This is a genomic window from Lacticaseibacillus songhuajiangensis (assembly GCF_003946025.1).
Classification (GTDB): Bacteria; Bacillota; Bacilli; order Lactobacillales; family Lactobacillaceae; genus Lacticaseibacillus; species Lacticaseibacillus songhuajiangensis.
The window spans coordinates 1-24658 of sequence record NZ_RHNR01000008.1 but is presented as its reverse complement, the minus strand read 5'-3'; the positions used below and the strand labels follow the sequence as shown (position 1 = coordinate 24658).

38 protein-coding genes and 1 pseudogene are annotated in these 24658 nt (G+C 51.3%); 7 read left to right on the top strand and 32 right to left on the bottom strand.

All coding sequences use genetic code 11. From position 1 onward, the window contains the following. Positions 1-90 precede the first annotated feature (90 nt). From EKM97_RS12260 to EKM97_RS03470, 26 genes and pseudogenes are all read right to left on the bottom strand, one after another. A pseudogene (locus tag EKM97_RS12260) lies at positions 91-171 on the bottom strand (GcrA family cell cycle regulator); the annotation flags it as partial. 287 nt (positions 172-458) lie between these two features. Continuing rightward, a complete protein-coding gene (locus EKM97_RS03580; RefSeq protein ID WP_125570914.1) occupies positions 459-992 on the bottom strand; it encodes a hypothetical protein in 534 nt (177 codons plus the stop codon). Further along, complete coding sequence (locus EKM97_RS03575) at positions 961-1401, bottom strand: hypothetical protein (protein ID WP_032780193.1); 441 nt, start codon at positions 1399-1401, stop codon at positions 961-963. The genes EKM97_RS03580 and EKM97_RS03575 overlap by 32 nt, the downstream gene beginning before the upstream one ends. 527 nt (positions 1402-1928) lie before the next feature. Further along, positions 1929-2438, bottom strand: a complete 510-nt coding sequence (locus EKM97_RS03570; protein WP_125570913.1) for a hypothetical protein — start codon at positions 2436-2438, stop codon at positions 1929-1931. 238 nt (positions 2439-2676) lie between these two features. After that, the gene (locus EKM97_RS03565; RefSeq protein WP_125570912.1) at positions 2677-2889 is read right to left on the bottom strand and encodes a hypothetical protein; all 213 of its coding nucleotides are present in this window, start codon (positions 2887-2889) and stop codon (positions 2677-2679) included. Further along, the gene (locus EKM97_RS03560) at positions 2886-3254 is read right to left on the bottom strand and encodes a YopX family protein (protein WP_125570911.1); all 369 of its coding nucleotides are present in this window, start codon (positions 3252-3254) and stop codon (positions 2886-2888) included. The genes EKM97_RS03565 and EKM97_RS03560 overlap by 4 nt, the downstream gene beginning before the upstream one ends. A 183-nt stretch (positions 3255-3437) precedes the next feature. After that, the gene (locus tag EKM97_RS03555) at positions 3438-3743 is read right to left on the bottom strand and encodes a DUF3310 domain-containing protein (protein WP_125570910.1); all 306 of its coding nucleotides are present in this window, start codon (positions 3741-3743) and stop codon (positions 3438-3440) included. Beyond that, positions 3733-4230 carry a DUF1642 domain-containing protein gene (locus tag EKM97_RS03550; protein ID WP_125570909.1) on the bottom strand — a complete coding sequence of 166 codons (498 nt, stop codon included), beginning with the start codon at positions 4228-4230 and terminating at the stop codon, positions 3733-3735. Before EKM97_RS03550 ends, EKM97_RS03555 begins: the two co-directional genes overlap by 11 nt. After that, positions 4230-4571 carry a hypothetical protein gene (locus tag EKM97_RS03545; protein WP_125570908.1) on the bottom strand — a complete coding sequence of 114 codons (342 nt, stop codon included), beginning with the start codon at positions 4569-4571 and terminating at the stop codon, positions 4230-4232. The genes EKM97_RS03550 and EKM97_RS03545 overlap by 1 nt, the downstream gene beginning before the upstream one ends. Beyond that, on the bottom strand, positions 4568-4924 hold the full coding sequence (locus tag EKM97_RS03540) for a hypothetical protein (RefSeq protein WP_125570907.1): 357 nt from the start codon (positions 4922-4924) through the stop codon (positions 4568-4570). Before EKM97_RS03540 ends, EKM97_RS03545 begins: the two co-directional genes overlap by 4 nt. Continuing rightward, complete coding sequence (locus tag EKM97_RS03535) at positions 4909-5097, bottom strand: DUF1311 domain-containing protein (protein WP_125570906.1); 189 nt, start codon at positions 5095-5097, stop codon at positions 4909-4911. The genes EKM97_RS03540 and EKM97_RS03535 overlap by 16 nt, the downstream gene beginning before the upstream one ends. A 248-nt stretch (positions 5098-5345) precedes the next feature. Beyond that, complete coding sequence (locus tag EKM97_RS03530; protein WP_125570905.1) at positions 5346-6059, bottom strand: helix-turn-helix domain-containing protein; 714 nt, start codon at positions 6057-6059, stop codon at positions 5346-5348. Between the two features lie 12 nt (positions 6060-6071). Further along, positions 6072-6608 (bottom strand): single-stranded DNA-binding protein, encoded by a 537-nt coding sequence (gene ssb, locus EKM97_RS03525; protein ID WP_125570904.1) that lies wholly within the window; start codon positions 6606-6608, stop codon positions 6072-6074. A 3-nt stretch (positions 6609-6611) separates the two neighbouring features. Next, complete coding sequence (locus EKM97_RS03520) at positions 6612-6809, bottom strand: hypothetical protein (RefSeq protein ID WP_125570903.1); 198 nt, start codon at positions 6807-6809, stop codon at positions 6612-6614. Further along, positions 6802-6990 (bottom strand): hypothetical protein, encoded by a 189-nt coding sequence (locus EKM97_RS03515; protein WP_125570902.1) that lies wholly within the window; start codon positions 6988-6990, stop codon positions 6802-6804. Before EKM97_RS03515 ends, EKM97_RS03520 begins: the two co-directional genes overlap by 8 nt. Then, the gene (locus EKM97_RS03510) at positions 6990-7313 is read right to left on the bottom strand and encodes a hypothetical protein (protein ID WP_125570901.1); all 324 of its coding nucleotides are present in this window, start codon (positions 7311-7313) and stop codon (positions 6990-6992) included. Before EKM97_RS03510 ends, EKM97_RS03515 begins: the two co-directional genes overlap by 1 nt. Beyond that, a complete protein-coding gene (locus tag EKM97_RS03505) occupies positions 7303-7707 on the bottom strand; it encodes a RusA family crossover junction endodeoxyribonuclease (protein ID WP_318530768.1) in 405 nt (134 codons plus the stop codon). The genes EKM97_RS03510 and EKM97_RS03505 overlap by 11 nt, the downstream gene beginning before the upstream one ends. Before the next feature lie 10 nt (positions 7708-7717). Next, positions 7718-8734, bottom strand: coding sequence for a Lin1244/Lin1753 domain-containing protein (locus EKM97_RS03500; RefSeq protein WP_125570899.1), 1017 nt, complete (start codon positions 8732-8734; stop codon positions 7718-7720). An 18-nt stretch (positions 8735-8752) separates the two neighbouring features. Further along, complete coding sequence (locus EKM97_RS03495) at positions 8753-9463, bottom strand: ERF family protein (RefSeq protein WP_125570898.1); 711 nt, start codon at positions 9461-9463, stop codon at positions 8753-8755. After that, positions 9460-10320 (bottom strand): DUF1351 domain-containing protein, encoded by an 861-nt coding sequence (locus EKM97_RS03490; protein WP_125570897.1) that lies wholly within the window; start codon positions 10318-10320, stop codon positions 9460-9462. Before EKM97_RS03490 ends, EKM97_RS03495 begins: the two co-directional genes overlap by 4 nt. Next, entirely contained in the window at positions 10313-10654 is a 342-nt protein-coding gene (locus EKM97_RS03485; RefSeq protein WP_125570896.1) for a hypothetical protein, read from the bottom strand. The genes EKM97_RS03490 and EKM97_RS03485 overlap by 8 nt, the downstream gene beginning before the upstream one ends. Further along, positions 10651-10797, bottom strand: a complete 147-nt coding sequence (locus EKM97_RS11895) for a hypothetical protein (protein WP_164507423.1) — start codon at positions 10795-10797, stop codon at positions 10651-10653. Before EKM97_RS11895 ends, EKM97_RS03485 begins: the two co-directional genes overlap by 4 nt. Before the next feature lie 10 nt (positions 10798-10807). Further along, positions 10808-11119 (bottom strand): hypothetical protein, encoded by a 312-nt coding sequence (locus EKM97_RS03480; RefSeq protein WP_125570895.1) that lies wholly within the window; start codon positions 11117-11119, stop codon positions 10808-10810. Beyond that, positions 11120-11593 (bottom strand): helix-turn-helix domain-containing protein, encoded by a 474-nt coding sequence (locus EKM97_RS03475; protein ID WP_125570894.1) that lies wholly within the window; start codon positions 11591-11593, stop codon positions 11120-11122. A gap of 63 nt (positions 11594-11656) precedes the next feature. Next, positions 11657-11824 (bottom strand): hypothetical protein, encoded by a 168-nt coding sequence (locus tag EKM97_RS11890; RefSeq protein ID WP_164507422.1) that lies wholly within the window; start codon positions 11822-11824, stop codon positions 11657-11659. Further along, a complete protein-coding gene (locus EKM97_RS03470; protein WP_125570893.1) occupies positions 11821-12048 on the bottom strand; it encodes a helix-turn-helix transcriptional regulator in 228 nt (75 codons plus the stop codon). The genes EKM97_RS11890 and EKM97_RS03470 overlap by 4 nt, the downstream gene beginning before the upstream one ends. A 147-nt stretch (positions 12049-12195) precedes the next feature. Between EKM97_RS03470 and EKM97_RS03465 the strand changes: the two genes are divergently transcribed. The 5 genes from EKM97_RS03465 to EKM97_RS03445 all read left to right on the top strand — a co-directional run bounded on the left by EKM97_RS03465 (position 12196) and on the right by EKM97_RS03445 (position 15631). After that, complete coding sequence (locus tag EKM97_RS03465) at positions 12196-12612, top strand: helix-turn-helix domain-containing protein (protein ID WP_125570892.1); 417 nt, start codon at positions 12196-12198, stop codon at positions 12610-12612. Further along, complete coding sequence (locus EKM97_RS03460; protein WP_125570891.1) at positions 12612-13043, top strand: ImmA/IrrE family metallo-endopeptidase; 432 nt, start codon at positions 12612-12614, stop codon at positions 13041-13043. Before EKM97_RS03465 ends, EKM97_RS03460 begins: the two co-directional genes overlap by 1 nt. 21 nt (positions 13044-13064) lie before the next feature. Further along, complete coding sequence (locus EKM97_RS03455; protein WP_125570890.1) at positions 13065-14123, top strand: type I restriction endonuclease; 1059 nt, start codon at positions 13065-13067, stop codon at positions 14121-14123. Positions 14124-14144: 21 nt separating this feature from the next. Further along, positions 14145-14348 carry a hypothetical protein gene (locus EKM97_RS03450; protein WP_125570889.1) on the top strand — a complete coding sequence of 68 codons (204 nt, stop codon included), beginning with the start codon at positions 14145-14147 and terminating at the stop codon, positions 14346-14348. A gap of 104 nt (positions 14349-14452) precedes the next feature. Next, complete coding sequence (locus tag EKM97_RS03445; RefSeq protein ID WP_125570888.1) at positions 14453-15631, top strand: tyrosine-type recombinase/integrase; 1179 nt, start codon at positions 14453-14455, stop codon at positions 15629-15631. Positions 15632-15789: 158 nt separating this feature from the next. On the opposite strand, the gene EKM97_RS03440 is transcribed toward EKM97_RS03445, so the two are convergent. From EKM97_RS03440 to murB, 6 genes are all read right to left on the bottom strand, one after another. Continuing rightward, positions 15790-16863, bottom strand: a complete 1074-nt coding sequence (locus EKM97_RS03440; RefSeq protein WP_125570887.1) for an ABC transporter substrate-binding protein — start codon at positions 16861-16863, stop codon at positions 15790-15792. A 1-nt stretch (position 16864) separates the two neighbouring features. Then, positions 16865-17665, bottom strand: a complete 801-nt coding sequence (locus tag EKM97_RS03435; RefSeq protein ID WP_125570886.1) for an ABC transporter permease — start codon at positions 17663-17665, stop codon at positions 16865-16867. Beyond that, a complete protein-coding gene (locus tag EKM97_RS03430) occupies positions 17658-18482 on the bottom strand; it encodes an ABC transporter permease (protein WP_125570885.1) in 825 nt (274 codons plus the stop codon). The genes EKM97_RS03435 and EKM97_RS03430 overlap by 8 nt, the downstream gene beginning before the upstream one ends. A 3-nt stretch (positions 18483-18485) precedes the next feature. After that, the gene (locus EKM97_RS03425) at positions 18486-19577 is read right to left on the bottom strand and encodes an ABC transporter ATP-binding protein (RefSeq protein WP_125570884.1); all 1092 of its coding nucleotides are present in this window, start codon (positions 19575-19577) and stop codon (positions 18486-18488) included. Between the two features lie 463 nt (positions 19578-20040). Further along, positions 20041-22116 (bottom strand): cation:proton antiporter, encoded by a 2076-nt coding sequence (locus tag EKM97_RS03420; protein ID WP_125570883.1) that lies wholly within the window; start codon positions 22114-22116, stop codon positions 20041-20043. Between the two features lie 6 nt (positions 22117-22122). Next, entirely contained in the window at positions 22123-23058 is a 936-nt protein-coding gene (gene murB, locus EKM97_RS03415; protein ID WP_125570882.1) for a UDP-N-acetylmuramate dehydrogenase, read from the bottom strand. A gap of 119 nt (positions 23059-23177) precedes the next feature. On the opposite strand from murB, the gene EKM97_RS03410 reads away from it, so the two are divergent. Both EKM97_RS03410 and EKM97_RS03405 read left to right on the top strand, forming a co-directional pair. Further along, positions 23178-23945 carry an exodeoxyribonuclease III gene (locus EKM97_RS03410; protein ID WP_125570881.1) on the top strand — a complete coding sequence of 256 codons (768 nt, stop codon included), beginning with the start codon at positions 23178-23180 and terminating at the stop codon, positions 23943-23945. Positions 23946-23947: 2 nt separating this feature from the next. Next, positions 23948-24481: a 3'-5' exonuclease gene (locus EKM97_RS03405; protein WP_125570880.1), complete on the top strand. Its 534-nt coding sequence runs from the start codon at positions 23948-23950 to the stop codon at positions 24479-24481. The last annotated feature ends 177 nt before the right edge of the window (positions 24482-24658 follow it).

Sequence of the window (24658 nt, the reverse complement as noted above, 5' to 3'; positions counted from 1 at the left end):
TCACACATAGTAAATGGCACAGGTATCATGGTCGCTGTATTCGACCAACTCAAACGTTTTGTGAGCAACCACGCCAATATCATCAGTCCATTTGTCGGCTGTCTCGCGTCTGGTAAAGCCTTCAGAGGCGAGCTTCCTAATGTCACCGATCTGTTCATCTGTCCATTGCATCTACTCGCCTCCTGAAATATAATAATTGTGAGCAGTAGCTTTGATTCCCAAAATCGATCGCTACTGCTAAATTTCATTTTTCCCATTCCTTTGGCTCTCGGTCCCCCAACCGAGGGCTTTTTTATGTGCCTATTATAAGTATTGTGTTACAATGACTTAGTGAGTTCGTTCTCACACTCCAAAAAAGTGATTGGCCTTCGTTTTCCCAGAGCGAGGGCCTTTTTGTTGCACAAAAATAGCACCTCACCGTTTGGCGGAGTGCTATAAGTTTTTCTATGATTCTGTTTCTAAAACCCAAAAGCAATTTTTAACAGACTGTAAATTATAGGTGCGCCAATAGTGACTATTGCTACATTCCGTCGATCACGTTTATCTCGGTCTTTTTGTAAATCACCAATGGCATTTTTAAGATTTTCAATTGTAATGTTTTTAGTTTCATTTTCGACCCAGTCTTTTGTTGGTAGCTTATCAAGGCTTACAATTATTGAATCGATTTTCTTGTCCATTGAATCAACTCGCTGAGAAAGCCTGCCGTAATCAATGGGGTCAAAGCTATATGAATCATTGTTCCCATTCGAAGATTTAACATCCTTAGCCATCACATTCCCCTCCGGTAAAAAGCTGATTGGTTTATGCCAAGCACTATTGGTGTCTTCTATAGTAATCATCCGGCCAGTATTAGTGGTAATCTGACTCGGTTGGTTTTGCCCAATCATAATGCTCGTTGCTATGATAAGTGGTGTAGCAGCCTTCATAACTGGCATGTTCAGCCAAATTGTTCTACCAGTACTAGTCTCTCGAAATGTCTTTATTTGTTCCATTAGTTGAACCCGTGTTTGTTGTCCAGAAGGTATCTCGTGCTACTTCCTTATCATTAAGGGAAACAAGAACATCGTATGCTCCAACTTTATGAAAAACGGTGTTATGCACTCCGAAGTTAAATACCATCGTTCCAACAGGACCTGTCATCGCCGGTAAATTGCCAGCTATCGTCTGAATACTTTCAGTGGGCTTATCGTGGCTAATAATGGATAACTGAAGCTTTTGAGGTTCTGAAAAATCCATTTTATATGCCAAAACTGCTACATTGAATGAAAGAGCAGTTGGCACAACAGGCATATTAAGAGTTAACGTAGGGCCAATTATCATCGGCGGAGTGCCCGGCTGACCCGTACCTTCTACACCATCGGAAACTATAATCTTGAAAATTGCCTTTTCGTTATCTGTCATTGAATTTTCCTCCTAAAAAAATAGTACCCCAGTTGGTTCGGGAATACTACAAAAAAGGAGTACCTGTGGAATTCAGTGGCATAATATCGCTGGTCGGGATTTGCACCCGACATGACACATTGTAGATGACTTAGGAACGGATATGGCCACAATTGACTAACTCCACAGGCGAATTACTATTCATCTACTTTTTAAGGCTGGCAACTACTCAGTCCATTTATGTTCCGCCATTTACCGTTGCCTTGACACCAAGCCTTCGTCTATCACCCATAGCGTCTACCTATTCCGCCACAGCGATCCGCTCGCTCTCCCAGTGTCAGATGGGATCATCGCAAACTGTTAGTCCGGTCGCTAAACTGGACAATGTGGCATGCGGGAATCGAACCCACCTGGCTATATCGGCCAGTCCATTTGCCACGCCTTACCATCGCAATGGCCTCGGAGGAAAAACGCGGTGTCTCAGGCTCATCACCTTTGGCACGATACAATAATAACACACAATTTTAGAGTAGATGTCCACTCTTTGTCTACTCTTTGTCTACTAACAAGCCATGGCTACCAGCCGGCCATATACTGGCAAACGTATACAATGCGTCTTTTAGCGCAATATAGTATCCGGCTTTACTATATCCAGAATCAGCAATCAACAGTTCAACAGCAATTGGTCGCTTAATGTAATAGTCTATCAGTATGTTTCGCCTAGTATCATCTTCGATACACTCGATTGTCTTTTCGCATAGATCAACATACACTTCATCGTCTAAATTGTTGGTAATTTTTATTTCCATAGTGTTGTCGATTGATGATGATCTTGGCATCCCATCAAGCGATGGCGACTTGAGCAATGATTTCACCCGTGACCGCTGCTTGCGTCTGCGATAATCTTCCAAAACATGGTCGGCTTCAACCACAGAAGCGTCGTAATCCCACGGGCTCACAGTGTTAGCTGCTGTCTTTCTCACTTTCGCATCACTCCTTTCCCAGTTAGCCCAGAACCACACGCCCACCAAAGCTACGAATATCATCACTTCAATCAAAGATCATGCCACCAGTTGCGAAAATAATTGTTAAGGTTCATTCGACTTCCTCTTTACTCAAACGTTTATCTCTGTGCATCCATATAACGGCCTGTGGCTGGTTCAAACTCAACCGCGTCTAATCGTGTTGGTAACTCGACAAAACCCGCTAGGCGCTCACCTGTTGACGCTACGACGTGGTGCAGATACTCGCGACCACCGGGCGCACGACTTTCTGGGCGGTATAGGCGGTAACGGGTCAAACGATTAGCCCCCGCTGTAATGCCATCATTTTTAAGTTGTGCAGTTTTTGCTCAGATTTCATTTCAGCCACGATAAGGTCGCGGTCGGCGGGAGTGATACTAATTACGTCACCGCAACGCATCACAAGATATTGATCGTCCCCACCTTTAATTGAGTCCACTGCTTCCGTGTTGATGTAGTCCCCGCTGTCTAGCTTTACTAATGTCATTTCGACGCCCCCAGCAACTCCGGATTTTCAAAGATGTTACCGATGACCTCGCCATCTACATCTAATCGTTGCCAAATGCCGTGGCCCTCATTGTCGAGTGCGTATCCAGCGAGATATGCTTCGTAGCTTACCGGGGCCACTACCGGCTTGCCGTCCTGATCTCGGAGTCCAATATCTAAAATATCGCCCTCGTAGATTTCCCGGCCGTTCTTGTCGTGTAGGCCGGTGTATTGCATTAACGTCATCAGGTCTCTTTGGAAAATGTCTATTGCATCGTATTGTTCTAGCAACTCTTCCCACGACTTCATGCGCGGATTATCATAATATTTAGAATTTAGAAACGCTCTGAACTTAATCTCTCTCATTGCTAATATCCCATCCTTTCATACAGGGCGTCCTCATAAGCCTCTAGTGCACAATCGCTTGAGCAGTAAGCCTCACCGTTGTCTTCTTGGTAAGGCCACCCATACCTCAAGAAAAAATTGCGATTGCAAACGAGGCATTTAGTCCAGTATCCATGTCGCTTACTCATTTCTCTGCCTCCAAATTCACGATTTCGCCGGTTTCCTCAACACGCCGGACAGCTTATCGCCTGCCACCTGCCGCCCTTCGACCTGTACCTGCAAACGCCGAAGATACTCACCAGCCTTCACTAGGTCCTCAATGCCGTTTTTTCCTTGGTAACGGCTCACGTACTTCACGATGTTGCCAACCATGAAGATATCGGCGTCGGCGCCATACTGGTCGTATAAAAAGTCGATCACGTCAAATTTCGCGCCTTTGTAGTAGCTAGGCTTTGTGATAAGACTCGGTGTTCCTTTACTCATCACGTCCCGCTTCGTTTCATTGTTCATCGTCAGTCACCTCTTCTTTCTCGCAGTCTTGCAGGCCGTAATGTTCGATCTCTGCTTCAGTGAACTCGCTGCAAAGTTCTTTATCCGAAATCGTCCGCAAATCTGAATTCCAATACTTGTAATACCAAACATCTTTGGTATGTGGCACCTTTACGTTCCACCGCTTCGGATTCTCGGCCGTCCATCCGATCACGTAGGCGCGCATGAGGCGGTCTTCATTAACCGCAGTGTGCGTATGGGCGTATATATACCCATACGGGTGTCCTGACGTCTTGGCCATCCTCAGTATCTCCGCTTCCTCTTCGCTCACCTCGACCGGCTCCAATTCCGCCAGTGGGACAACGTGGCCACCCGTCTCATTGGCCCACATTTGAGCATCCCTTTCACTCAACACACAGTCTGCATTCAATTTGCCAAACACCGGCTTGTTGCCGACCAAGCTCGTTAGATATTCACTCGCTTCGTTTTTGACTACACATGGTCTCATTATTTTTCTTCCTTTCGAAATGTGAACTGCACATCGCCCCAGTCATCACGGCGATAATCGGTGTCAACGGTGTAAATCTTTTCGTCCATTTCCGTGTCGCCATACGATCTGCGAAATGCCTCCGATGTCGGCCGAAACCGGTTTAACCGATGCTTACGGATGACTACTTGACCGGCGTCGTCATATTCACCTAGCAAATCGGTGAGATGCGCATCAGATAGCCGTGAAAACGTCCCGGCCATGCCGACGGCCTTTTCGTGAGTGTCGAAAACACCGAGTGTGATTTCTTGGTAATCGGAATAGTCCCCACACGTGTAAAGAAGCTGATAAACGTCTTTCATTTCGTGTCCTCCTCGGCATACCAACCGTGAATCCAGGCCTCGGCAAACTGGTCTTGGTGGGTCGTAATCCAGAGCCCCGCGCGATAATAGAGTGGAGTGTAGCGATTATCGGCTTCTTGAAGCGTCCACGACAGGTTGCGATGTGCAGCTTGTGCTCCATCTATCGCCTTTCCCACTTCCCGCGGTACCGCCACCTTGCCAGCGACAGCGTGACGGGTGCGGTATTCTCCGGCGGTCAGAGCGTCACCGTAGTAGCCGTGGTCTACGGCACATCCAAACACTTCATCGTAGTCGCGCATCACGGCTTCAAACACATCTTGCTTACTTTCATGCTGCTCTACTTGTTTATCCATTCGACTTGCTCCTTTTGCCAGCGACGTTCTGCATCAATCATTCCCTGCCCGAATCGGCCGCTTGTCATCGTCAACAACAACTTTCCAAACGCAACGTTGAGTTCACTAACCGACCAATAGAACGTGTTAGTCAGTTCTTTCGGAGGGGTGTTTTCTGCCTGCGGCTTACTCATTGAGTTTCCTTCCACACATGGGGCAATAGTGAATCGGTACGGTTTCTACCGGCCCATATTCTGTTTCCATTTGCAGTTTTGGCGTGTCTCCGTACAAATTCACCCAGCAAAAGCAAATGCGGTCTGAACTGACCTGTCCGTCTTCGTTTGCTCCAAATACCTTAGTGTCCAGTGGGTCACTCTCCGTGCCATGACAGTACGGACAGTTGTCCTGTGCCCACCGGTGTTTTGTTTCCTGCGGTGTCAGTTCAGACATTTGCTAGCACCGCCTTCGCGACTAACAGAGTCTTCTCGCGCTCTTTGCGTTGCTCCTTGTATACACGTGACGGCGTAGGCAACGCGTCGACTTTGTCAGGCAGTGAGCCGTCTGCTGTGGTAGTTCGTGCGGCTGCTAGGTAGCGTGCTAGTGTACTTACACCGATGCCAACGGTCTTGGCTGCCTCTGACTGATTTTTGCCTTCGCGGAGCAAGCGCATAGCCCAGTTAACGTCTTCGGCTTGCTGCCGTGGCACCTCCTCCTTGGTGTGGCCGCACTTGGCTAGGTAGCTGCGCAGCGTATGCTGGGTCAAATGGTACTTTTCGGCGAGTTGCTCATTTGTCATACCGGTGTCTTTGTCATTACGTACCGCGATGACGCGGTTGCTTGCACGTGCCTTGGTGGCAGCCATCGCATGAGCGCGTGTGCGATCAATGCCCTCAAGTGGCTTGTCCTCCTTGGGAGCGTGCGGTACGCGGATGACAACCTTGTCGATTGCACGCCAGCTAACGATATAAAGCTTGTTCAGCTCGACCTCCAACCCGTGGCTCACGTCATCAACGCGGTATGAAACTGAATTAGCGTACTTTTTGACTACTTTCCAGCGATGCACGCCGTCCAAACCTTCAAACGTGCTTTGCAAAATGCGCGCTTGCACAATGTCTCCAGAACCGATTGTTTCAAAATTTTTGTGTGTGATTGGCATAAGCATTTCCTCCTAAAATGGCAGATCGTCGTCCGAAATGTCGATTTGCTTACCGTTGTTTGCGAATGGATCAGGCGCAGCACTGGCAAATGGGTCAACGGGCGCCTGCTGTGGCCGTGTCGCCGCCTGTGGTGCGCTCTGCTGCGGCTGGGCGTAATTATTCGGCTGTTGTGGTTGTGCTGCCTGTTGCGGCTGCTGGTAACCACCTTGGTTTTGGTTGCGCGGTGTCAGGTTGTCAAAACTGGCAACGTTGACGCGCGTGGTGTGAACCTTCTGGCCTTGCTGATTTTCGTAAGTACCCGTCTCAATGCGGCCGGTGACAGCAACCAAGTAGCCCTTGCGGAGCCAGTTTGCGAAGTTGCTTGCCGTGGTGCGGTTACCGTTGTCCCACAGCTCAAGCTCGATGAAATCCGTCGGCGTGTTGCCGTCGCGGTCTCGGTAGTTCCGGTCTACCGCCAATGTGGCGCGGCAAGTACCACCGCCGTTTTGCATCTGCCGATATTCTGGGTCGCGGGTGAGTCGGCCAACGGCCTGAAATGTGTTGAGCATGATCTATACCTCCAAACTTTCGTGAGCACGCATGACGAGCGACAAATGCGGGTCGTCCTCTTTCAGCGCGTAGAATTTGTTTCCGCTGCAAATGTGGACGCTGCCACCGATGTTCATCGCGACTACGCCGCTGAATCGAAGCTCCCCGTCATCGTAAGCAGCGGTGTCGCCGGGTTGTAATGGCTCCTCTTTCTTAGGCACGGGCGAGCACCTCCAACCATTTTTCGTTGACAAGGATAATTTTCCCGCCGTCAGGCCAAGGCCTAAGCCTAGCCAAGCCGTAATCAACGCGGCGCACCTCGAAAATCTCTCCCTTATGTGTTCCCTGCTTGACAATGACAATTCTCCCCCACGTGACCTTTTCCGCCTGTGCTTGCTGCATTACTCTTCCTCCTGCAGTGTTTTCGCGTACTGCGGCCGGTCATCATCATTCAGGTACACCGTGCATTGCTGAGCGACTTCCAAAGCGTCATATTGAACCATTTCAGCCGCCGTCATCTGCAGAAAATCGTGAATAGCATGTTTGTGCATCTCTACAGCCACCATGGCACGAATGTCGCCCTTCGGAATCTGGTGTTCTTCAGCCTTAATGATCTCGAGCAACCAGAGCAGTGATTCGTGGATATCAACCAAACGGAGGTTGATTTCGGTGGACTTGCTACCCGGCTTTGGTGTGCCATTTATTGTGCTTTGTTCAGTGTTCATTTGTTTTGATCTCCTCAATTTTCATTTCGATTCTTGGCGTGTCACTGTACCTTTTACTGATGACAGCGACACAAATTTGGTTATCGTCAACCCACGCAATGCCTTTGACAGCATCGGTGACGGCTTTAAAAACATTGTCGATATCAGGTTTAACAACCGGTAAAACATCGCCCGCGGCTTTGGCGGCACGCAAGGCTTTACTTCCTGATTTCTGGATAGGCCGGTAGATGTCTAATGTCACCTTGACCGGCTTTGTGTACGGTGCTTTGCACACTCGTCGGGCAGCACGTGCCACCTTTGCCTTATACAATCGTGATTTGGGCGGGTCGTAGGCATGTACAAAGCGGCCATGAGTCGTAAACTTGGGTCGTCCTTGCCCTACCGGCTCCCCCAAAACGACGATGTTAACCAAGGTGCATACCGTCGAAAGTATCCGCTCGCCCGAGGCCAGCAAAGATGTCGGTAGCTTGGTCTGGCTGTGCAGTGTCTTGCTGAACGCTAGGCTTGTGTAAGCTGGCAAGCTTGGCATCTAGAGCCGCTTGCTCAGCAGGTGTTAGCCGCTTGCTTGGCGCAGTGTGGTCTGGCTGCTCCCATGACGGCTTGTCCTCTACAACGGGCTGCTTGCCGTAGTGTGGCCGCTGATTGGCCTTACGCTGACTAGCAGCAGTCTCCATGCGTTGGCGGTGTTGCTCCGCCTCGGCTTTTGCTTGCTCCACGGTCGTGATGCCCGCGGAACGGTAGCCAGTAAGCACGCGATCAAGGTAGTTGTTAGCAGCCTTGGCTTGCACGTTGCGACGTGCGGCATAGCTGATGACGTAGGTAACAAGGTCATCACCAAACTCAGTGCACCACTCCGTTAAGTCTTGCAAGGCAACCGCGTTAGGGAAGCCCCAGAGATTTTCCCATGCCTGAATAGACTGCTGGCGAGATACACCGTGCGCGTCTGTCTGACTATCTTTATTTTTATTTACTTTACTTTCCTTTACTTTACTTTGTGCATTAATGTATACATTAACTCCCGTTGAAGTGGGGTTATTGTCTACATTTATCCAGTACAGTGTGGGTTTCTGTGATTTTCGCCTCTTTGTGGCGTCCAGATACGTCTGTTGGATACGTTGAGACGATAGAACCTCAGCCGAGTTGAACAGTCCCTTGTCAAAGGTTCCATAGGCAACCAAGCGGTCTACCACTTGCTGGACTAGCTCTCCGGTCGCGCCATCAACGCGATTTGCAAGCTGGTTTTTAGCAAGCTCTGTCCACTGTAAGAAATACCCTTTTCGGTATATCGCCGACAGCAGATATATGAATATCAACGTTCCTTTCGCTCCGAACTCTCCCATAATGGCTTCCGTTTTCTCGTTGGTGTCGAAATCCACGTCAAATGGAAAGTAGTCTAGTCCCTCTTTGGTAGGCCTAGCCATCGGTTAAGCCCCCTCTCATTACTGTGCCACCGCCTGCAACTTATTTGCCTCGGCAACGATTGCTGTAGCATCGTCCTGCGTGAGCTGATCTAAGATTGCAGGCGAGTAAGTCTTACCCGTCTTGGCGAAGACTAGCTGTGCGACTGTCGCCATTTGGTCACCGGTGCGATCTGCTGCGGCCTTGACCGACTGCACTACACGGTCGCGTGGACTTGGGCCAGCAGGTGCAGGCTGGGCGGCGGGTGCTGGTTGTGCGTACTGTTGGTTCCGCGGCCGCTGACTGCGATTCTGACGGTTACTCGGTGCTGTGGTGCGTTGGTTAGCGCTGCGGTTACCCATTCCCGCCGTGGCGCTGTTACCGTCGTCGTCTTCCTCACTGACAATGCCGTATGCTGCTGCCAGTGAGTAGCGGCGCGCATAGGTTTCGGCGCTGCCAAAGGCTTGTGCATCCGTCTTAGCAGCAGGCACCGCGAATGGGTCAAACTGCATGTACGCCCCCGAACTGTGAATGATGTAGGTTGTCACCTTTACTAGCCGGTCATCGCTGGTAACTTCTTGCAGGTGGGCAACACCGCTGCCTTTCTCGGCATTGGTGATTGCCCGTTCCATGTCGTCAAGCGTGACGAACGTCCCATAATTAGCCTTACCCGCCTTGGCCGGTTGCTCAATGGCCTCACGTACCTTGGTGAACGCCTCGAATAGTTTTGCTGGGTTTTCACTGAATTTCATCGTGCTTCCTCCTTTACCGTGACGAAGTAGCCGCTTAGCACTGCCTTAGCTGCCTGAATGGCCTGTTCAACGTCATCTGGGGTGCCGGTGAGTGTCAGTGTGCGTGTGACATTGACTATTTCGCCGGTGTCTTTGTCTACGAGTGCGGCGCGTGCCTGCTGCTCTTTTTCTTCCGCTGCTTGCTGCATCTCATTAAAAACGCGATCAGTGTCGTAGCCGTACAAGTCTAAGGTGTGTAGCCACCCGCTTGCTTCAAGGTGTAGCTTTTCAGCAAATGCGATTACTTTCTGATTCTGCTCCTCGTGGAATCGCTTGCCTTGCTCGGCATCGGCGGCAGCTTGCTCAATCGCACGCATGCGCTTCATTTCGCCAAAACTTACGTTAGACCAGCGTGGGTCAATCGTGATTTCACCAGCATCGAGGCCGTGACGTTCAGCAGCAGCCTGCACCAGCGTCTGAATCATTTGCTGACGCTCGGCTAACCGTTTGGCTGCCAGCTTTTCGAGACCGTCTTTGATGCCGCTACGTGCCTCGGTGAGCGGCTCGGTGATGCTTTTAACCTGCGCTTCAAACTTGGTCAGCGGTTGCTGGTACAGAGCCTTCATCTCTTTGCGTTTAGCGTCCAGTGACTTAATGACGCCGTTTAGCTCCTTAGATGTCGCCCTTGAACTCTTTTCTGTGGTCTCGGTGACCACTAGGCCGGAATAACGTGCTGCGAACTTGGTGGCAAGCTCCTGTAGGTCGTCCGCGTTCTCAAGGTTGATTGTGCCCGGGTCGAACGCGGTTTGAATGTCTTCAAGCTGCTCCGGGTACAGTGCTGGTAATGCTGCTTCTAAAATTTCCGTGTCATCAGTCATCCCATTCCACCTCCGGGTAACCAGCTCCAATTTCGAGCTTGTCTGTGTGGTCAAATGCCCAGCTGTACTTGCGGTTGAGTCGTTCGATCGCTTCTCGCAGTTCGGAATCTGGCAAATTGATAATAGCTGCCAGATTATCCATCATGTCCGCGGCCGCCAACGAAGTCATAAGCGCGTCACGTCCGTCTAGAATGATTGAATACCCGTCTGGTGTGCGGTATGATTTGGGGGTAGAGATTTTATCAAAATCCCGAATCGAACCACGTTTCGGTATGCTCACGAAGGACTCCACTCCTTGGTGAGCTTTTTTATTTAGGCGAAATATCGTCATCATTTCCATTCACTCCATTCAATGTCTTTTTCGTCCAGTCCAAGTTTCTTTGTCAGCCATGCACCGGCGTGGTACTTGACGTGGTGCCATACATAAATGCCTAGCGGAATCGCTAGCGCAAGGTACACAATCCAAAATGTCTTCATCTCGTGTCTCCTATTCGGAATAATTCTCAAGAAACTTGTCAACCGCTCGTCGGTCCCAGCGCCGTTCGCTGCCGATGTGGTAACTGGGCAAAACTTCGTCAGCCAGTCGGTCAAGGTCTGCCTTGGCCATGCCGCGCGTGCTGTTGCTGGTACGCAGTCGCTTGGCCAGTTCTCCGCGATTCATCGCTGGCGGCGTTGGCATCTGGTCTGCGACAGCTTGGCGAATCATCTCGCGTAGCACCGGCATCGCCTGCTTAGTCATCTCAGCAGCAATGGCTTTGGCCATGCCGTTTTCTGTTTCCGGTTCCAGTGTCATCTGCATTTAGCTCACCTCCTTCAAGGTCAGTCCCCAGTCGGTCATGATGGCCGCCTTGTAGTTGCCCTTTTCTTCTATTTCCTCGTCCAGCTCCTTGAGGTACGCAAGCACCCGGCGCCGGTCGTCCTCCGTACGCTCGTGCTTTGGCTTACCGAGCAAAATAGTAAACTCACCGTCTAAACGCTTGCGGTCGTCTTCTTCCTTGGCTTGGCTGAAATACCTAGCCTGTGGTGTGTCTTGCACGTGTGCCTCACTGTGTACCCGCACCCCGTATGTGTACTCTGCACAAGCAGTACGGAATTCATAGTCGTCCAGAATGTCAGCAACCAGCTTGAGCTTGTCGTCTGGTATTTTGTTGTCACGATGGATCCAATGCGTGATGGAACTCTTACTAATGTGAATCGCCTGGGCCAGTAGTGAGTATGTCCAGCCTGTGCGTTCACGCGCTGCCTCAAATTCAGCGATAACGTTAACTGCCATGTCTTCACCTCCCTTCAAATGGAATCGTTGCACGTCGCATGTTGACGGCGTTTAGCGGCATAATTACATCATGGCCACCTGGTCAGCAGTCTGCTGCTCAATCTGGCGACGTACCAGCTTCACCTGCAGGGCAAGGTTGGCATCGTCGAACGTCTCCCAAAAGTCCCGGTTGACGTCTGGACGTGCAACGGCCAGGAAATTCAACATCTGTGTCCGTGTCTGCTTCATCATGATGTCACCTCCTCATCTGTACGCGTATCGCGTACCTCGGTTTCAAAAAAAATCGTCCAACTAATATTCAATTCATCAGCGAGACGAGCCGCCTGTCGTACGCTCGGGGTTCGGTTGCCCTGCTCGTATCCGGCATAAGTGGTAACAGGGATCCCCAGAGTTTTTGCAAATTCCTCCTGGGTCATTCCCTTATCATGTCGAATGCCTTTTAACCACTTTCGCAAATTGTTGTCCTCCCTTCTACGCGTTTCGCGTTCCTACGAGTATTACTATACTACTCATTTCGCGTAATGCAACACTTAATTACTCAATTCGCGTATTTTTTACCAACTACGCAATTTGTGTAGTATCCTACTCGTGAGGTGTAATCAATGGAATATAAAAAACTAAGAGAGCTTCGGGACAAGCGAGGCCTCACTCAGGCCGATGCTGCCCGCCAGCTTGGCATTGCACCAACTACTTACGCATCGTATGAGCAAGGAAAGCGTGAGCCTGACGATGCTACAAAGATGAACATCGCTAAACTCTATGGTGTGACGGTCGATTACTTGCTGGGAATTAACCGGACGCCAGAATGGGCTACTGAAAAGCAGGTCACCGACCTTAAAGAGTGGCTTAATGATCCCGACGCGAATGTTGGCTTGTCATTTGGTGGTGCCGAACTTACTAAAGAAGAAAAAGAAAAGCTCAAGATGAGCGTCACACAGATTTTTTGGGATCGTCTCAAACTTGAGCGGATGCCATTGCCTAATGCACGTTACATGCGAAAAGATGGTGATGACAAGTAATGGAAGAAGAATCAATGCCGGAAGTCCCAATCAAGCCGGAGCACATGGCCATGTACATGTCCAAACTGCACGGCACATCGAACCCTTGGCAAATCATCGAAGACCTAGGCATGGACATTGATTGGACGGACGAATTGCACGGCGACAAGCTGGGCCGCACGAGCTACATGCCATTTGGGATGCCAATCATTCACATGGCGGCAGAAATTAGACACGAGCCAATCAACACTAGAGTGCTGGCGCATGAGCTTGGCCACGCACTGCTGCATGACGGTGTAGCTAATTTCTACCGTCTGTCTGACCACGGCTATGATAAATCGGAGCGCGAGGCAGAACGCTTTGCGGCACAGTTGCTTACTCAATACTATGTTGAGGAATATGGGCGATTGCCAGAAACGTTGGAAGATATTCACATGCAATATGGATTATAAAAACTACTTGGGGGAAATATTATGGATAAAGCAGATTTTGCCAGCAAAATGCAGGCGCTTGGCAAACGCATAGACCAGTTAGCACCAAATCTCACAACCGAGGAAGCAACCAAAAATGCGCTCATCATGCCGTTTTTCCAAGCGCTCGGTTTTGACATCTTTAATCCGCTTGAATTTGTTCCTGAATACACCGCGGACGTCGGCATCAAAAAAGGTGAAAAAGTAGATTACGGTATTGTACTTAATGACAAACTCAGTATCTTGGTTGAATGCAAAGAAATAAGCGAAGATTTGAAGAAACATGATTCGCAGTTGTTCCGATACTTCGGAACAACTGAAGCACGCTTCGGCATTCTTACTAATGGTCGCATCTACAAATTCTTCACCGACCTGGATGAGCAAAACAAAATGGACTCGACTCCGTTCCTCACCATTGACTTGAGCAGCTTAAGAGATGCGCAAATCACCGAACTATTCCGCTTCACTAAAGACAACTTTGATGTGGACAAAATTTCAAGTACTGCGTCCAACCTGAAATATGTGGGTCTCGTCAAAGAGTATCTAAACAAGGAAATGGTCAATCCAAGTGACGATCTTATTCGACTTGCTCTTGATGACTTTTTCGACGGTATGAAAACGAAGAAGGTTATTGAAAAGTTCCGTCCAATTTTTGTAAAGGGCTTCAACCAGCTCATTTCGGAATCTGTGAATGACAAGCTTTCGCACGCTCTCAATTCATCTGTCTCATCCAAAGTTGAAGACGACGAAGACGTTGAGGACGATCCAGATGACGGAATAATCACAACGCCGGCCGAACTCGAAACATATACCACAGCAAAAGTTATCTTGTCCAAAACGGTAGATATTACTCGTATTTTCTACCGTGATAACAAGTCCTACTTCAATATTTTGCTGGATGACAATATTCGTAAGTGGCTTTTCCGTGTCTACTTCACAAATTCAAAAAACTGGATTGAACTGAACGATGACAACCATTCAAAAATCGAATTTGTTTCACCAATCGATTTGGTTGACCACTCACAAGATATTATCAACGCAGTAATGCCTTTTATTGAGTAACTCGCCACGGAGGACAACAAAATGAGTAAAAAAGATTCAGATATAGCTTCTCAAGTAGCTGACGGAGTACGTAAGCAAAAGGCACGGGAAGGACATGCGGGCTGGATTGTACTGCTGGGATTGGTGGCTGGTGTAGGCGCACTAGTATTTTTCAACAGTTTGCTACTCGGCATCATCATTTTTATCGCGTCCATCGTTTGGGCACGTATTGGCTACTGGAAGTAATAGTATCGCGGCCCCTTTTGGGGCTTTTATTTAACGGTTGCTCCGAACGTCAGTTTGTAAATTTCCCAACAATTTGTTGACAAAATCAGAAAGGACTTGATGCCATGCGAAAGTGGTCACCCGTGGATAAGCACCCGAACGTTTTTTTATACGAAACCAAAAAAGGCAAGCGCTACGGCGTCCGTCGTAGCTTTACCAACGCCTCCGGAACATACGAAGAATTTAGCCGTTCTGGCTTCGTTAGTTGGCGTGACGCAGAGTCTGTACTAAAAAGGTTTGAGGACGATTTAGTAAACGGGAGCATTACTGCGTTGACTGGCAGCAAGATTAGGCTTGGCGATTACTTCGACAAGATGTCAGCCCGCAAGCTTAAATATCACCGCTGGCGAGACTCCACCTACGACACTAATAAGCGCAATTTTGACAACCACATTCGCCCTGCTTTTGGCACAAAGCGCATGGCCGACATCAAACGCAATCAGTGGCAGGCGTTTCTGGATAAGCTGGCCGACGAAGGACACGCGGCGTCCTTTAATCGTACAATTCACCGCCTGATGATGACCACGCTAAATGCCGCCGTCAACGAAGACGTTATCGACAAGAACCGTCTTCGCGATATGGACATACACGGCACAGATCCAAAACCTGTTGATATCTCGCCTGAGCAATACAGCCTGTGGATGGACACCGCAGAAAGAATGCTGACGCGGTATGACCTTACTCTTTTTATGGTACTTGGACTTGGCCTACGCCGTGGTGAGTTGATGGGGCTACGCACCACCTCCATCACTTTTAAAACAGCTAAGGGCGGCCGCGAACTGGCAGCTCTCAAAATTGACCTGCAGCGTAATGCCGACTACCCGAATGGTGGCCCATTAAAAAACGAGCCATCATATCGTACTATCTGGGTTGATGGTGACATTGTGGACAACCTACACTTTGCGATTAAGTATGCAGACAACATCCGCATGATGAATGGCATAAAACCTGACGGAAAAATTAGCAAGCCCTGGCTGTGGGTGTCCCGTACTGGCGCCGGTGCTTGCTATACTTACCTGGACAACAAATTAAAGGACGTCAACACTGCAACCGGCTTGGCTCTCCGTCCACACATGTTTAGGCACTACTTCGCCACGGAAGCAACAATGAAGTCAGCACCGCAAAGTGAGATCATGCACTGGCTAGGTCACAAGAATGTGCAGATGACCCACGACTATACCCGGCCGACTGAGCCAGGCATGCTGACCGTATTTGATTCATTTGGCGGTGGCACACAAAACTAGATAGTTTCGGCACAAATTCCGGTACAAAACTATGTACCGGAATTTTTACCGGAATTCTGACGAAAATCAACTAAATTCAGCGTAAATCGGACCACGTAAAAACGGCGCCGGCGGAGGCTTTTACTCCGTCTGACGCCGTTTATTTACGCTCTAAAATCTCATCGCCTGTACATTTTAAACTCAAGGAACAGATCGTTGTACACCCCGACAATCCGTGGATTCAAATCCTTATAAACTTCCAGGTGATCCATGGTCGTCTTGTCTGGATAAAACTGCTTGTCGTTTTTGACGCTCTTTGGCAGCAGCTTGCGCGCCGCGTCGTTAGGCGTTGCGTAACCTACGTACTCGGCGTTCTTGGCCGCGTTCTTAGGTCGCGTCATGAAGTTCAAGAAGGCGTAGATGGCCTTGTAATGCTTGGCCGTGCGCGGAATCACGAAGTTGTCGAACCAGAGGTTACTGCCTTCGCTCGGCACCACGTAATGCAGATGACTGTTCTCAGCCAGCATTTCGCTAGCTTCACCGGACCAGTCAACAGCTAGCGGCGCTTCGTTGTTTTCCATGTACATCTTGATTTCGTCGGCAACCACCGCCTTGACGTTGCCGGACATGGCATCAAGTTTGGCCTTGGCGGCTTCCAATGTGGCGGTGTCAGTCGTGTTCATGGATTTGTCGAGGGACACGAGGCCCATCCCCATGATGTCGCGCGCCGAGTCAATCAGCATGATGGAACCCTTGTATTTCTTGTTCCAAAGATCATTCCAGTGCGCCACGCTACCGGGCTTCACAAACTTGTCATTGTAGATAATCCCCAGCGTGCCCCAGAAGTACGGGAGCGAGTATTTGTTGCCGGGGTCAAAACTTTTGTTCATGAAGTAGTGACCGTAATTATTCAAACCGTGCAACTTGCTCTTGTCGAGCGGCACGAGCAGGTGCGCCTTGGTCATCTTCTCGACCATGTATTCACTCGGCACGGTCAGGTCGTAGTGCGTCCCGCCCTGCTTAATCTTCGTGAACATGGCTTCGTTGCTGTCAAAAGTTTCCAGATTAACGTGGTAACCCGACTCTTTTTCAAACTGCTTCACTAAGGACGGGTCGATATAGTCCCCCCAGTTGGCAAGGTTGAGCACCTTATCACCGCCGGCACCCTGGGAGGCAGCCAGCTGGTGGCTGGTTGCCCCGAGCCCCAAGCAGATGACGAGAATGACCGCCACGTAAGCAATTAACTTCTTCATCTTAGCGGCCCCCCTTCTTCTGCTTGCGGGCAGATTGGCCCTGCTGAATGAAGTAGTAACCCACCACCAGCAGCAGTGCGAACAGGAACATCACGCCTGACAGCGCGTTAATTTCCAGGCTAATCCCCTGGCGCGCCCGTGCGTAGATTTCCACGGCCAGCGTCTGGAAGCCGTTCCCGGTCACGAAGAAGGTGACCGCGAAGTCGTCCAGCGAGTAAGTAAACGCCATGAAGAAACCGGAGAAAATACCGGGTGTGATAAAGGGCAAAATGACATCGCGCAGCACCTGGAAGTTCGTCGCACCCAAGTCTTGCGCTGCATCCAGCATGGTGCCCGGCAATTCCTTTAGTCTTGGCAGCACCATCAGCACCACAATCGGAATTTCAAAGGCAATATGACTGAGTAGCACCGACAGAAAACCCAGCGGCACGTTCAGCGCGGTGAAGAAGATGAGAAAGCTGGCCCCGATGATGACGTCGGGACTCACCATCAGGATGTTGTTCAGTGACAGTACCGTGTTGCGCACCACCGGCTTGACCGTTCGGTTAATGGCCATTGCCCCGAACGAACCAACGATGGTAGCAATGAGTGCTGATAGCAGTGCCAGCAGCAAGGTATCCAACACAATTTGAATCATGCGCGGATCGTTGAACAGTTCGCCGTAATGGCGGAAGGTGAAACCGGTAAAGTGGCTCATCCGCTCGCCATCGCTGAAAGAGTAACCCACTAGGTAGAAAATTGGCAGGTAGAGCATGATGAACACGAGCACGAGGTAAAGGTGCCCCCACTTGAATTTACGCATGGTGCTTGCCCCCCTTCTTCAGCTTGTTACGCTCACCGGTCAGGAACATGATGATGACCATGGCCACAATGAGGACAACCCCAATGGTGGAACCCATCCCCCAGTTCATAGTGGTCAGGAAGTGTTCCTCAATGGCAGTCCCGAGCGTGATCACTCGGTTTCCGCCAATCAGACGGGTCAGCATGAAGAGACTCAAGCTGGGAATGAAGACGGCTTGCACCCCACTTTTGACCCCGCTAATCGTTAGCGGCCAGGTGACCTTGGTAAACGTCTGCCATGGACTGGCGCCGAGGTCGCGGCTGGCGTTGATGAGCCCTTCATCCAGTTCCTCAATGCCGTTGAAGATTGGCAGAATCATGAACGGAATTTCGATGTAGGCCGCCACGAAAATGAAGGCCGCATCGGTGAAAAGCAGTTGTTGCGGTACGATGCCAAACAGCCCGAGGAAGTTGTTGAGCCCGCCGTCACGGCCAAAAATCCCGATGAACGCGTAGGCCTTGAGCAGCAGGTTAATCCAGGTTGGCAGAATAATCAGCAGCAACCACAACTGTTTGTGCTTCATGTAGTGCAGGATGTACGCCGCTGGGTAAGAAATCAGCAGCGTCACTGCGGTAATCAGGAAAGCATACCAGACCGAGTTGAAAGTCATGGCTAGGTAAGTTCCCGACTGAAAATAAGTCACATAATTGCCAAGTGTGAAGTGGCCGTTAATATCAAAAAAACTTTGGTAAAATATCAGTAGCATCGGGGCAATGACAAAGAGCGCGAGCCACAGTACGTAGGGGACGTAGAAGGCGACGTTACTATTTTTGCGCATGGCCTATTCCCCCTCGTAACTCTCAAGTCGGGCATCGAAGTCCTCTTCGGATTCGCCAAAACGCATGACGTGAATGTCCTCAGGGTCAAAGTACAGACCAACGAGCGTGCCGTCCTCTGGTGCTGGGTTGGTGGAGTGAATCAGCCACTCATTTTGCCCGTCATCGTAAGCGACGATTTCGTAAAAATCACCGCGGAATAATTGCGTATCAATCGAAACCGTCACTTTGCCCTTTTCGGCAGGCACGACGTCCAGATCTTCCGGCCGCAGCACAACTTCGACATGCTCGTCGGGCTTCATGCCGGCGTCGGAACATTCAAAAATTTTGCCATTAAACTTTACCTGGTAATCTTCAACCATGCGGCCGTCGATGATGTTACTCTCGCCGATGAAGTCGGCAACGAAGTGGTTAATCGGTTCGTCGTAAATATCAACGGGTGTGCCAGACTGCTGAACGACCGCGTCGTTCATGATGAAGATTTCGTCGGATAGTGCCAGTGCTTCTTCCTGATCATGCGTGACAAACAGGAAGGTGATGCCCAGTCGCTGCTGCAAGTCGCGTAATTCGTACTGCATGTCCTTGCGCAACTTCGCATCCAGCGCGGACAAAGGCTCGTCCAGCAGGAGCACTTTTGGCTCCAGCACGATGGCTCGGGCAATGGCGACCCGCTGCTTCTGGCCACCAGAGAGTTCACTAATTTCGCGATTGGCGAGGTTATCCAGACGCACCATTTTGAGGGCGTCGATAACGCGCGTTTCGATGCTGGCCTTATCGACCTTGCGAATCCGCAGGCCGTAAGCCACATTTTCAAACACATTCATGTGTGGGAACAGGGCGTAGTCTTGGAAAACCGTGTTGACTTCACGCAGATTGGCGGGAATATCGTTGACCCGCTTACCGGCGATGAAAATGTCACCGCCACTGACGTTCAGGAAGCCAGCAATTGCCCGCAGAATAGTGGTTTTACCACTACCTGAGGGCCCCAGTAAGGTATAGAACTTCCCCTCTTCCAGTGTGATGTTGATGTCTTTAAGGACGGTGGTATCACCGTAGCTCTTATTCACATGCCGCAATTCAACAATTGCTTCGCTCAATCCTGTCGCCTCCTCATAATTTTTAGGCCGCTGCGACTACACAGATCCGCAAATCTGCAATCGCGGCCTCACAAAAAGGACCACTTGCAACCAAGTGGTCCAGTCAAAATTATACGCATGTGCAGTGGTGATTTCCAGTGCAGCGGCTGGCAGTTTCCTGCAAAAAGGCAATCGGGTTAACGCCTTGCCCTGCAATCTAAGTACAGCCGGCAAGCCGCGGTAATGACTAACAGGGAGGGGCTGGTGTGATTGAGCGGAGCAGCTGGGGGTGGCCTGGCGAAAAGAAAAATACGGTGCACGCCCGGCGTTTTTCCGGGCATGCACCGTATTTTTCTCGGGAGCGCGCATTTTGACGCGATTTTAGCGGCAAAATCGCCAGTGAGGAACTCCGGAGGAGGTCCGAACGGTCCTCGCCAGGCCACGCCCAGCGGCGGAGCTCATTCACACCGGCCCCGGTCTCACGTTAAATCTCCGCGTCGGAATCCGCCGCCCGCAGGCTCACGGCATTCTCGCTGTATGAAATGTCCGCGCTCAGCCGTTGCGCGGTAATCGGCGTGATGTAGGACTGCTCCATCAACTCATGCACCGCACTCCGTTGTGCCGCGTACGCAATCATGCGCAGCCGCTGCATCTCGGCTTCGTACACCCGCCGCTTACCGCTACCAAAAGACTTCACGGTGGCGATGCGGTTGCGGTAGTGCACAATCTGGGTGCTGATAACTTGTTTGTTGAACTTGCGGTGCTTGTACGCTGGACTTTTGAGGGTGGCGTTGATGTTGGCCAGTGCGCCCTTGGCCGTCACCTTAGCCACAAAGCGGTACTCATCCCCACGTTCTGGTCGGCCCAGAATCTGCAGGAATTCCACCCGGTGGCGAATGCGGCCGTGCAACTGTTGCCAGCGCATCCGCCAAGTGCGTTTGCCGGCGTGAGCAAGCATGTAATCCAGGTCGGTGAGTTTGCTGCGGTAGCGGCGGCTCAGCTTATCAAAAAGTCGCGTGCTTATTTTGCCGTCCGCGCGGAGTTTCTGGACCGCTTCGAGTTCACCCTGCGTGCCCATCTTTTTAATCTCCAGTTCGTCGCGCAGCATCGGTGCCATCACAACGTCGCCGCTAACGCTGCTCAGTTGCAAACGCCGCGACTGCTGCTGGAGTTCACCGATGAGGTCTAGTGCTGGTTTTTGCAGGCTTTCTTTCTGTGCGGTCTTCACCTGCGTCATGGCGCTCCGCAGCAGATAGTCTTCTGCCTGCACCAACGTCAGGTGGGTGTTTTCGCCGTTCTTAACCTCGGTCTTGGCGTTCGGCAACAGGCGCACGAGCAGCGGCAAGGTGACACTGGCCACCACCAGACTGAGCACCGTTACCCCCGCCGCAATGAACAGCATCAGACTGCGCTGCGGAAACAGATTCCCGGCCAAGGTCACCGTTGGTACACCGAGTACCCCGACCACGGTAATGGCCCCGCGCGCGCCGGCAACCGCCGTCAACATGGCGGATACGACGCGCGGCTTGTGCACATGGTGCTGGCGTTGCGAAATGAGGTCGTTCACGTACACCCACACAAAACGCAGGCCAATTAGGACAACGTAGATGATGACCACGTACATCAGCGCGGACCATGTGCCGACTTTTGTATCGTGAATCGTGCCGCGCATCGCCACTGGCAATTCAATGCCCAGCAGGATGAAAATCAGGCCGTTGAGGACGTACACCAAAATGTCCCAGGCGTGGCTACTGACGAGCTTTAACCGGGGCAGTGCGGTCATGTAGGCGTTGTTCTTGGAGTTACTCATCAGCCCCGCAATGACCACGGCAATGACGCCGGACGCGTGCACGAGCTCATCCGCGAACAGGTAAATGATAAATGGTGTCACCAGCTGCAAGACAGTGTGGACGATGGTATCGCCAATCCCCTGACTCAGGAGCAGCTTGCGGATGGCATTGATCAGCATCATCAATCCCGCACCGGCAATAGCCCCGACGACCGCAACGTAGAAGAAGTCCGCCGCGGCGTCTTTGATGATAAAGGTCCCCGACAGTGCGGCAGCGATGCCGTACTTAAAGCCAATCAGCCCGCTAGCGTCGTTGATGAGACTCTCGCCGGCAACCAGGTGCAGTACCCGTTTGGGCATCCGCACGCGCTTGGCAATGCCTTCAACCGCGATTGGGTCCGTTGGTGCAAGCAGAGCCGCCAGCGCCACGGCGGCCGCAAAGGAAATCTGTGGCACTAGCGCGTGAATCAGGAAGCCGCCCAGAAACATCGTGGCAAACACGAGAAAGACGGCATTGCTGACAATTTGCCCGCGCAACGCCCAAAGCGCTCGCCGCGGAAAATGGCGGCCATCGTTGTAAAGCAATGGCGCAATGAACAGCAACATGAACCAGTCGGTATCTACCGGCACGTTGATGTGCACCACGAGTGCCAGCAAAAGTCCGAGCACAATTTGAATCAAGGCGTCCGGCACCATGGGAATGAAGTGGCCAATCACGTTCCCCAGCAGAACGATGCTGACCAGCAGGATTGCCCCTTGAATTAAAGCCATGGACGATTAATCGAAGGCGCCGTCGTGGTGAACAACGGCACTTTCATCAGGTTCTGCACCGATGATGCGCACTTCTGGATGCAGTTCGACATCGAACTTTGCCTTGATGTGCCGCTGGACGTAATGAATCATGTCCACGTAGTCGGTGGCGGTGGCGTGGTTAATGTTGACGATAAAGCCCGCGTGCTTCATCGAAATCTGGGCACCACCAATAATGTGACCCTGGAGTCCTGCCTCCTGGATCATGGGGCCAACGTAATGACCCTTTGGCCGCTGGAAAACACTGCCGCAAGATGGCAGTTCGAGTGGCTGTTTTGCGGCCCGTCGCGCGTTGAGGTCGTCCATTTTGGCCCGAATCGCGTGCTTATCCCCAGGCGTCAGGTCAAAGCTAGCGCTCAAAACGATTTCGCCAGTTTCCTGCACAACGGAGTGGCGGTAGGCAAACTGCATCCCCGCATTCTCGTAGGTGTGCATCTGGCCGGAGCGGCTGATGACGTTAATGCGGCTCACGCAGTCCTTGATTTCACCATCGTACGCACCGGCGTTCATGAACACGGCACCACCAACGGAGCCGGGAATCCCGGCGGCGAACTCCAGGCCGGACAATCCTGCAGCCCCCGCGGCATCGGACGTGTCGATAATGCGGGCACCGGCATCCGCCGTCACGGTGTTGCCTTCGACCTTAATACTGCGCATGTGGGTCAGAATAATCACGAGGCCGCGAATGCCGCCGTCCCGGACGATGAGATTGCTGGCATTCCCGACAACAGTCAGCGGCACCTTGTTTTCGTTAGCATAATCCACGAAAGTTTGGACCTGCTCGACGCTTTCAGGGAAGGCAAGCAGATCAGCTGGACCGCCCGTCTTGGTGAAGGTGTAGTTTGATAAGGGTTCGTTCTTTAATGCTGGCAAACCCGCCAGTGTGGTCTTTTCTGAAGCCACAATATCACGTCCATTCTTCCAAAAATTAGATAGCTTTATTTTAACACAGATGTCGCCCCGCGCACGGGTGGCACCCCGCCGGTCGCTAATGTACAATCGACATAAAAGGAGCTGATTTTTTGAAATTCATCTCGTGGAACGTTAACGGCCTGCGTGCCGTTCTCAAAAAGAATTTTTACGATGTCGTCAAAGACACAGATGCCGATTGGTTCTGCATTCAGGAAACCAAAATGCAGGCGGGTCAGGCCACACTCGATCTTCCCGGCTACTATCAATACTTCAACTATGCTGAGCGCAAAGGTTACTCCGGCACCGCCATCTTCACCAAGCATGAGCCCCTCAGCGTGCACTACGGCATTGATGTGCCCGAGTACGACACAGAAGGTCGCGTCATCACGCTCGAGTACCCGAACTTCTACGTCATTACAGTCTATGTGCCTAATTCGGGCGGTGAACTGAAACGCCTCGAGTTCCGGCAGGGTTTCGACAAGGCCTTCCGCGCCTACACCAGCGGCCTTTCCGCCAATAAACCCGTGATTTACTGCGGTGATCTGAACGTCGCGCACGAAGAAATCGACTTGAAGAATCCGAAGACCAACCACCACAGCGCAGGCTTCACGGATGAAGAACGTAGCGGCTTCACGCAGCAGCTGGCGGCCGGCTTCACCGATACTTTCCGCCACTTCTACCCAGACCAGACTGGCATTTACTCCTGGTGGAGCTACCGCGGCGGTGCTCGCAGTCGCAACGCTGGGTGGCGCATCGACTACTTCGTCACGAGCACAGCCCTCGATGGCAAGTTGCAGGACGCGGTGATTCACGATGACATCATGGGTTCTGACCACTGCCCTGTCGAACTGACGACAAGCAACCTGCTGGAGGATTAAGCATGAATTTTATCGCGATGGATTACGAAACCGCCGCCGGCCAGCGGGCTTCTGCATGTTCAGTAGCCCTGGTCGTGGTGCGCGACAGTAAGGTTGTGGATTCCTTCTACAGCCTGATTAACCCCGAAACCAAATTCAACCCGTACAACATCCGCATCCACCACATCACGCCAGACATGGTCGCGGATGCCCCAACCTGGCCGGAAGTTTGGTCGCACATCAACCAGTTCTTCACGCCGAACCAGCTGGTGGCAGCACACAACGCGCCCTTTGACGTCTCCGTCGTGCGCAAAAGTCTTGAGCGTTACAACCTGCCGGCTGCATCTTTCCAGTATGTAGACACGGTTAAGACGACCAAGCGGCTGATTACAGACCTGCCGAACTACAAGCTCGACACCGTCAGCGACGTACTTGGCATCACGCTCAAGAATCACCACAATGCGCTGGCCGACTCCTACGCCTGCGCGCGGATTCTGATTGAAGAGGAGCAGCGTTTCTCCGCCAACAGCATCAAACCGCTGGTGCAGATTGCGTAACGCTGTCCGTCAGCGTAAGTTGTGAAGCTTCCAATCAAATCATCCGCAAGGATGAAAATAGTGGTTAGACCGAAGGTCGGAACTGGGCCGGATTAGCTTTGCTCCCGGGAAGGGTGTGCGTGGGACCGTTCCAGCCAGCCCTACGGTGTCCGTCTCACTACGCGCTAAAGCGCGAGG

What these genes read in the sequence shown, in the direction of transcription:
- EKM97_RS03580 (WP_125570914.1), bottom strand. Translation starts at nt 992, where the DNA reads ATGGAACAAATAAAGACATTTCGAGAGACTAGTACTGGTAGAACAATT.
- EKM97_RS03575 (WP_032780193.1), bottom strand. Translation starts at nt 1,401, where the DNA reads ATGACAGATAACGAAAAGGCAATTTTCAAGATTATAGTTTCCGATGGT.
- EKM97_RS03565 (WP_125570912.1), bottom strand. Translation starts at nt 2,889, where the DNA reads ATGACATTAGTAAAGCTAGACAGCGGGGACTACATCAACACGGAAGCA.
- EKM97_RS03560 (WP_125570911.1), bottom strand. Translation starts at nt 3,254, where the DNA reads ATGAGAGAGATTAAGTTCAGAGCGTTTCTAAATTCTAAATATTATGAT.
- EKM97_RS03555 (WP_125570910.1), bottom strand. Translation starts at nt 3,743, where the DNA reads ATGAACAATGAAACGAAGCGGGACGTGATGAGTAAAGGAACACCGAGT.
- EKM97_RS03550 (WP_125570909.1), bottom strand. Translation starts at nt 4,230, where the DNA reads ATGAGACCATGTGTAGTCAAAAACGAAGCGAGTGAATATCTAACGAGC.
- EKM97_RS03545 (WP_125570908.1), bottom strand. Translation starts at nt 4,571, where the DNA reads ATGAAAGACGTTTATCAGCTTCTTTACACGTGTGGGGACTATTCCGAT.
- EKM97_RS03540 (WP_125570907.1), bottom strand. Translation starts at nt 4,924, where the DNA reads ATGGATAAACAAGTAGAGCAGCATGAAAGTAAGCAAGATGTGTTTGAA.
- EKM97_RS03535 (WP_125570906.1), bottom strand. Translation starts at nt 5,097, where the DNA reads ATGAGTAAGCCGCAGGCAGAAAACACCCCTCCGAAAGAACTGACTAAC.
- EKM97_RS03530 (WP_125570905.1), bottom strand. Translation starts at nt 6,059, where the DNA reads ATGCCAATCACACACAAAAATTTTGAAACAATCGGTTCTGGAGACATT.
- ssb (WP_125570904.1), bottom strand. Translation starts at nt 6,608, where the DNA reads ATGCTCAACACATTTCAGGCCGTTGGCCGACTCACCCGCGACCCAGAA.
- EKM97_RS03515 (WP_125570902.1), bottom strand. Translation starts at nt 6,990, where the DNA reads ATGCAGCAAGCACAGGCGGAAAAGGTCACGTGGGGGAGAATTGTCATT.
- EKM97_RS03510 (WP_125570901.1), bottom strand. Translation starts at nt 7,313, where the DNA reads ATGAACACTGAACAAAGCACAATAAATGGCACACCAAAGCCGGGTAGC.
- EKM97_RS03500 (WP_125570899.1), bottom strand. Translation starts at nt 8,734, where the DNA reads ATGGCTAGGCCTACCAAAGAGGGACTAGACTACTTTCCATTTGACGTG.
- EKM97_RS03495 (WP_125570898.1), bottom strand. Translation starts at nt 9,463, where the DNA reads ATGAAATTCAGTGAAAACCCAGCAAAACTATTCGAGGCGTTCACCAAG.
- EKM97_RS03490 (WP_125570897.1), bottom strand. Translation starts at nt 10,320, where the DNA reads ATGACTGATGACACGGAAATTTTAGAAGCAGCATTACCAGCACTGTAC.
- EKM97_RS03485 (WP_125570896.1), bottom strand. Translation starts at nt 10,654, where the DNA reads ATGATGACGATATTTCGCCTAAATAAAAAAGCTCACCAAGGAGTGGAG.
- EKM97_RS11895 (WP_164507423.1), bottom strand. Translation starts at nt 10,797, where the DNA reads ATGAAGACATTTTGGATTGTGTACCTTGCGCTAGCGATTCCGCTAGGC.
- EKM97_RS03480 (WP_125570895.1), bottom strand. Translation starts at nt 11,119, where the DNA reads ATGCAGATGACACTGGAACCGGAAACAGAAAACGGCATGGCCAAAGCC.
- EKM97_RS03475 (WP_125570894.1), bottom strand. Translation starts at nt 11,593, where the DNA reads ATGGCAGTTAACGTTATCGCTGAATTTGAGGCAGCGCGTGAACGCACA.
- EKM97_RS11890 (WP_164507422.1), bottom strand. Translation starts at nt 11,824, where the DNA reads ATGATGAAGCAGACACGGACACAGATGTTGAATTTCCTGGCCGTTGCA.
- EKM97_RS03465 (WP_125570892.1), top strand. Translation starts at nt 12,196, where the DNA reads ATGGAATATAAAAAACTAAGAGAGCTTCGGGACAAGCGAGGCCTCACT.
- EKM97_RS03460 (WP_125570891.1), top strand. Translation starts at nt 12,612, where the DNA reads ATGGAAGAAGAATCAATGCCGGAAGTCCCAATCAAGCCGGAGCACATG.
- EKM97_RS03455 (WP_125570890.1), top strand. Translation starts at nt 13,065, where the DNA reads ATGGATAAAGCAGATTTTGCCAGCAAAATGCAGGCGCTTGGCAAACGC.
- EKM97_RS03450 (WP_125570889.1), top strand. Translation starts at nt 14,145, where the DNA reads ATGAGTAAAAAAGATTCAGATATAGCTTCTCAAGTAGCTGACGGAGTA.
- EKM97_RS03445 (WP_125570888.1), top strand. Translation starts at nt 14,453, where the DNA reads ATGCGAAAGTGGTCACCCGTGGATAAGCACCCGAACGTTTTTTTATAC.
- EKM97_RS03440 (WP_125570887.1), bottom strand. Translation starts at nt 16,863, where the DNA reads ATGAAGAAGTTAATTGCTTACGTGGCGGTCATTCTCGTCATCTGCTTG.
- EKM97_RS03435 (WP_125570886.1), bottom strand. Translation starts at nt 17,665, where the DNA reads ATGCGTAAATTCAAGTGGGGGCACCTTTACCTCGTGCTCGTGTTCATC.
- EKM97_RS03430 (WP_125570885.1), bottom strand. Translation starts at nt 18,482, where the DNA reads ATGCGCAAAAATAGTAACGTCGCCTTCTACGTCCCCTACGTACTGTGG.
- EKM97_RS03420 (WP_125570883.1), bottom strand. Translation starts at nt 22,116, where the DNA reads ATGGCTTTAATTCAAGGGGCAATCCTGCTGGTCAGCATCGTTCTGCTG.
- EKM97_RS03405 (WP_125570880.1), top strand. Translation starts at nt 23,948, where the DNA reads ATGAATTTTATCGCGATGGATTACGAAACCGCCGCCGGCCAGCGGGCT.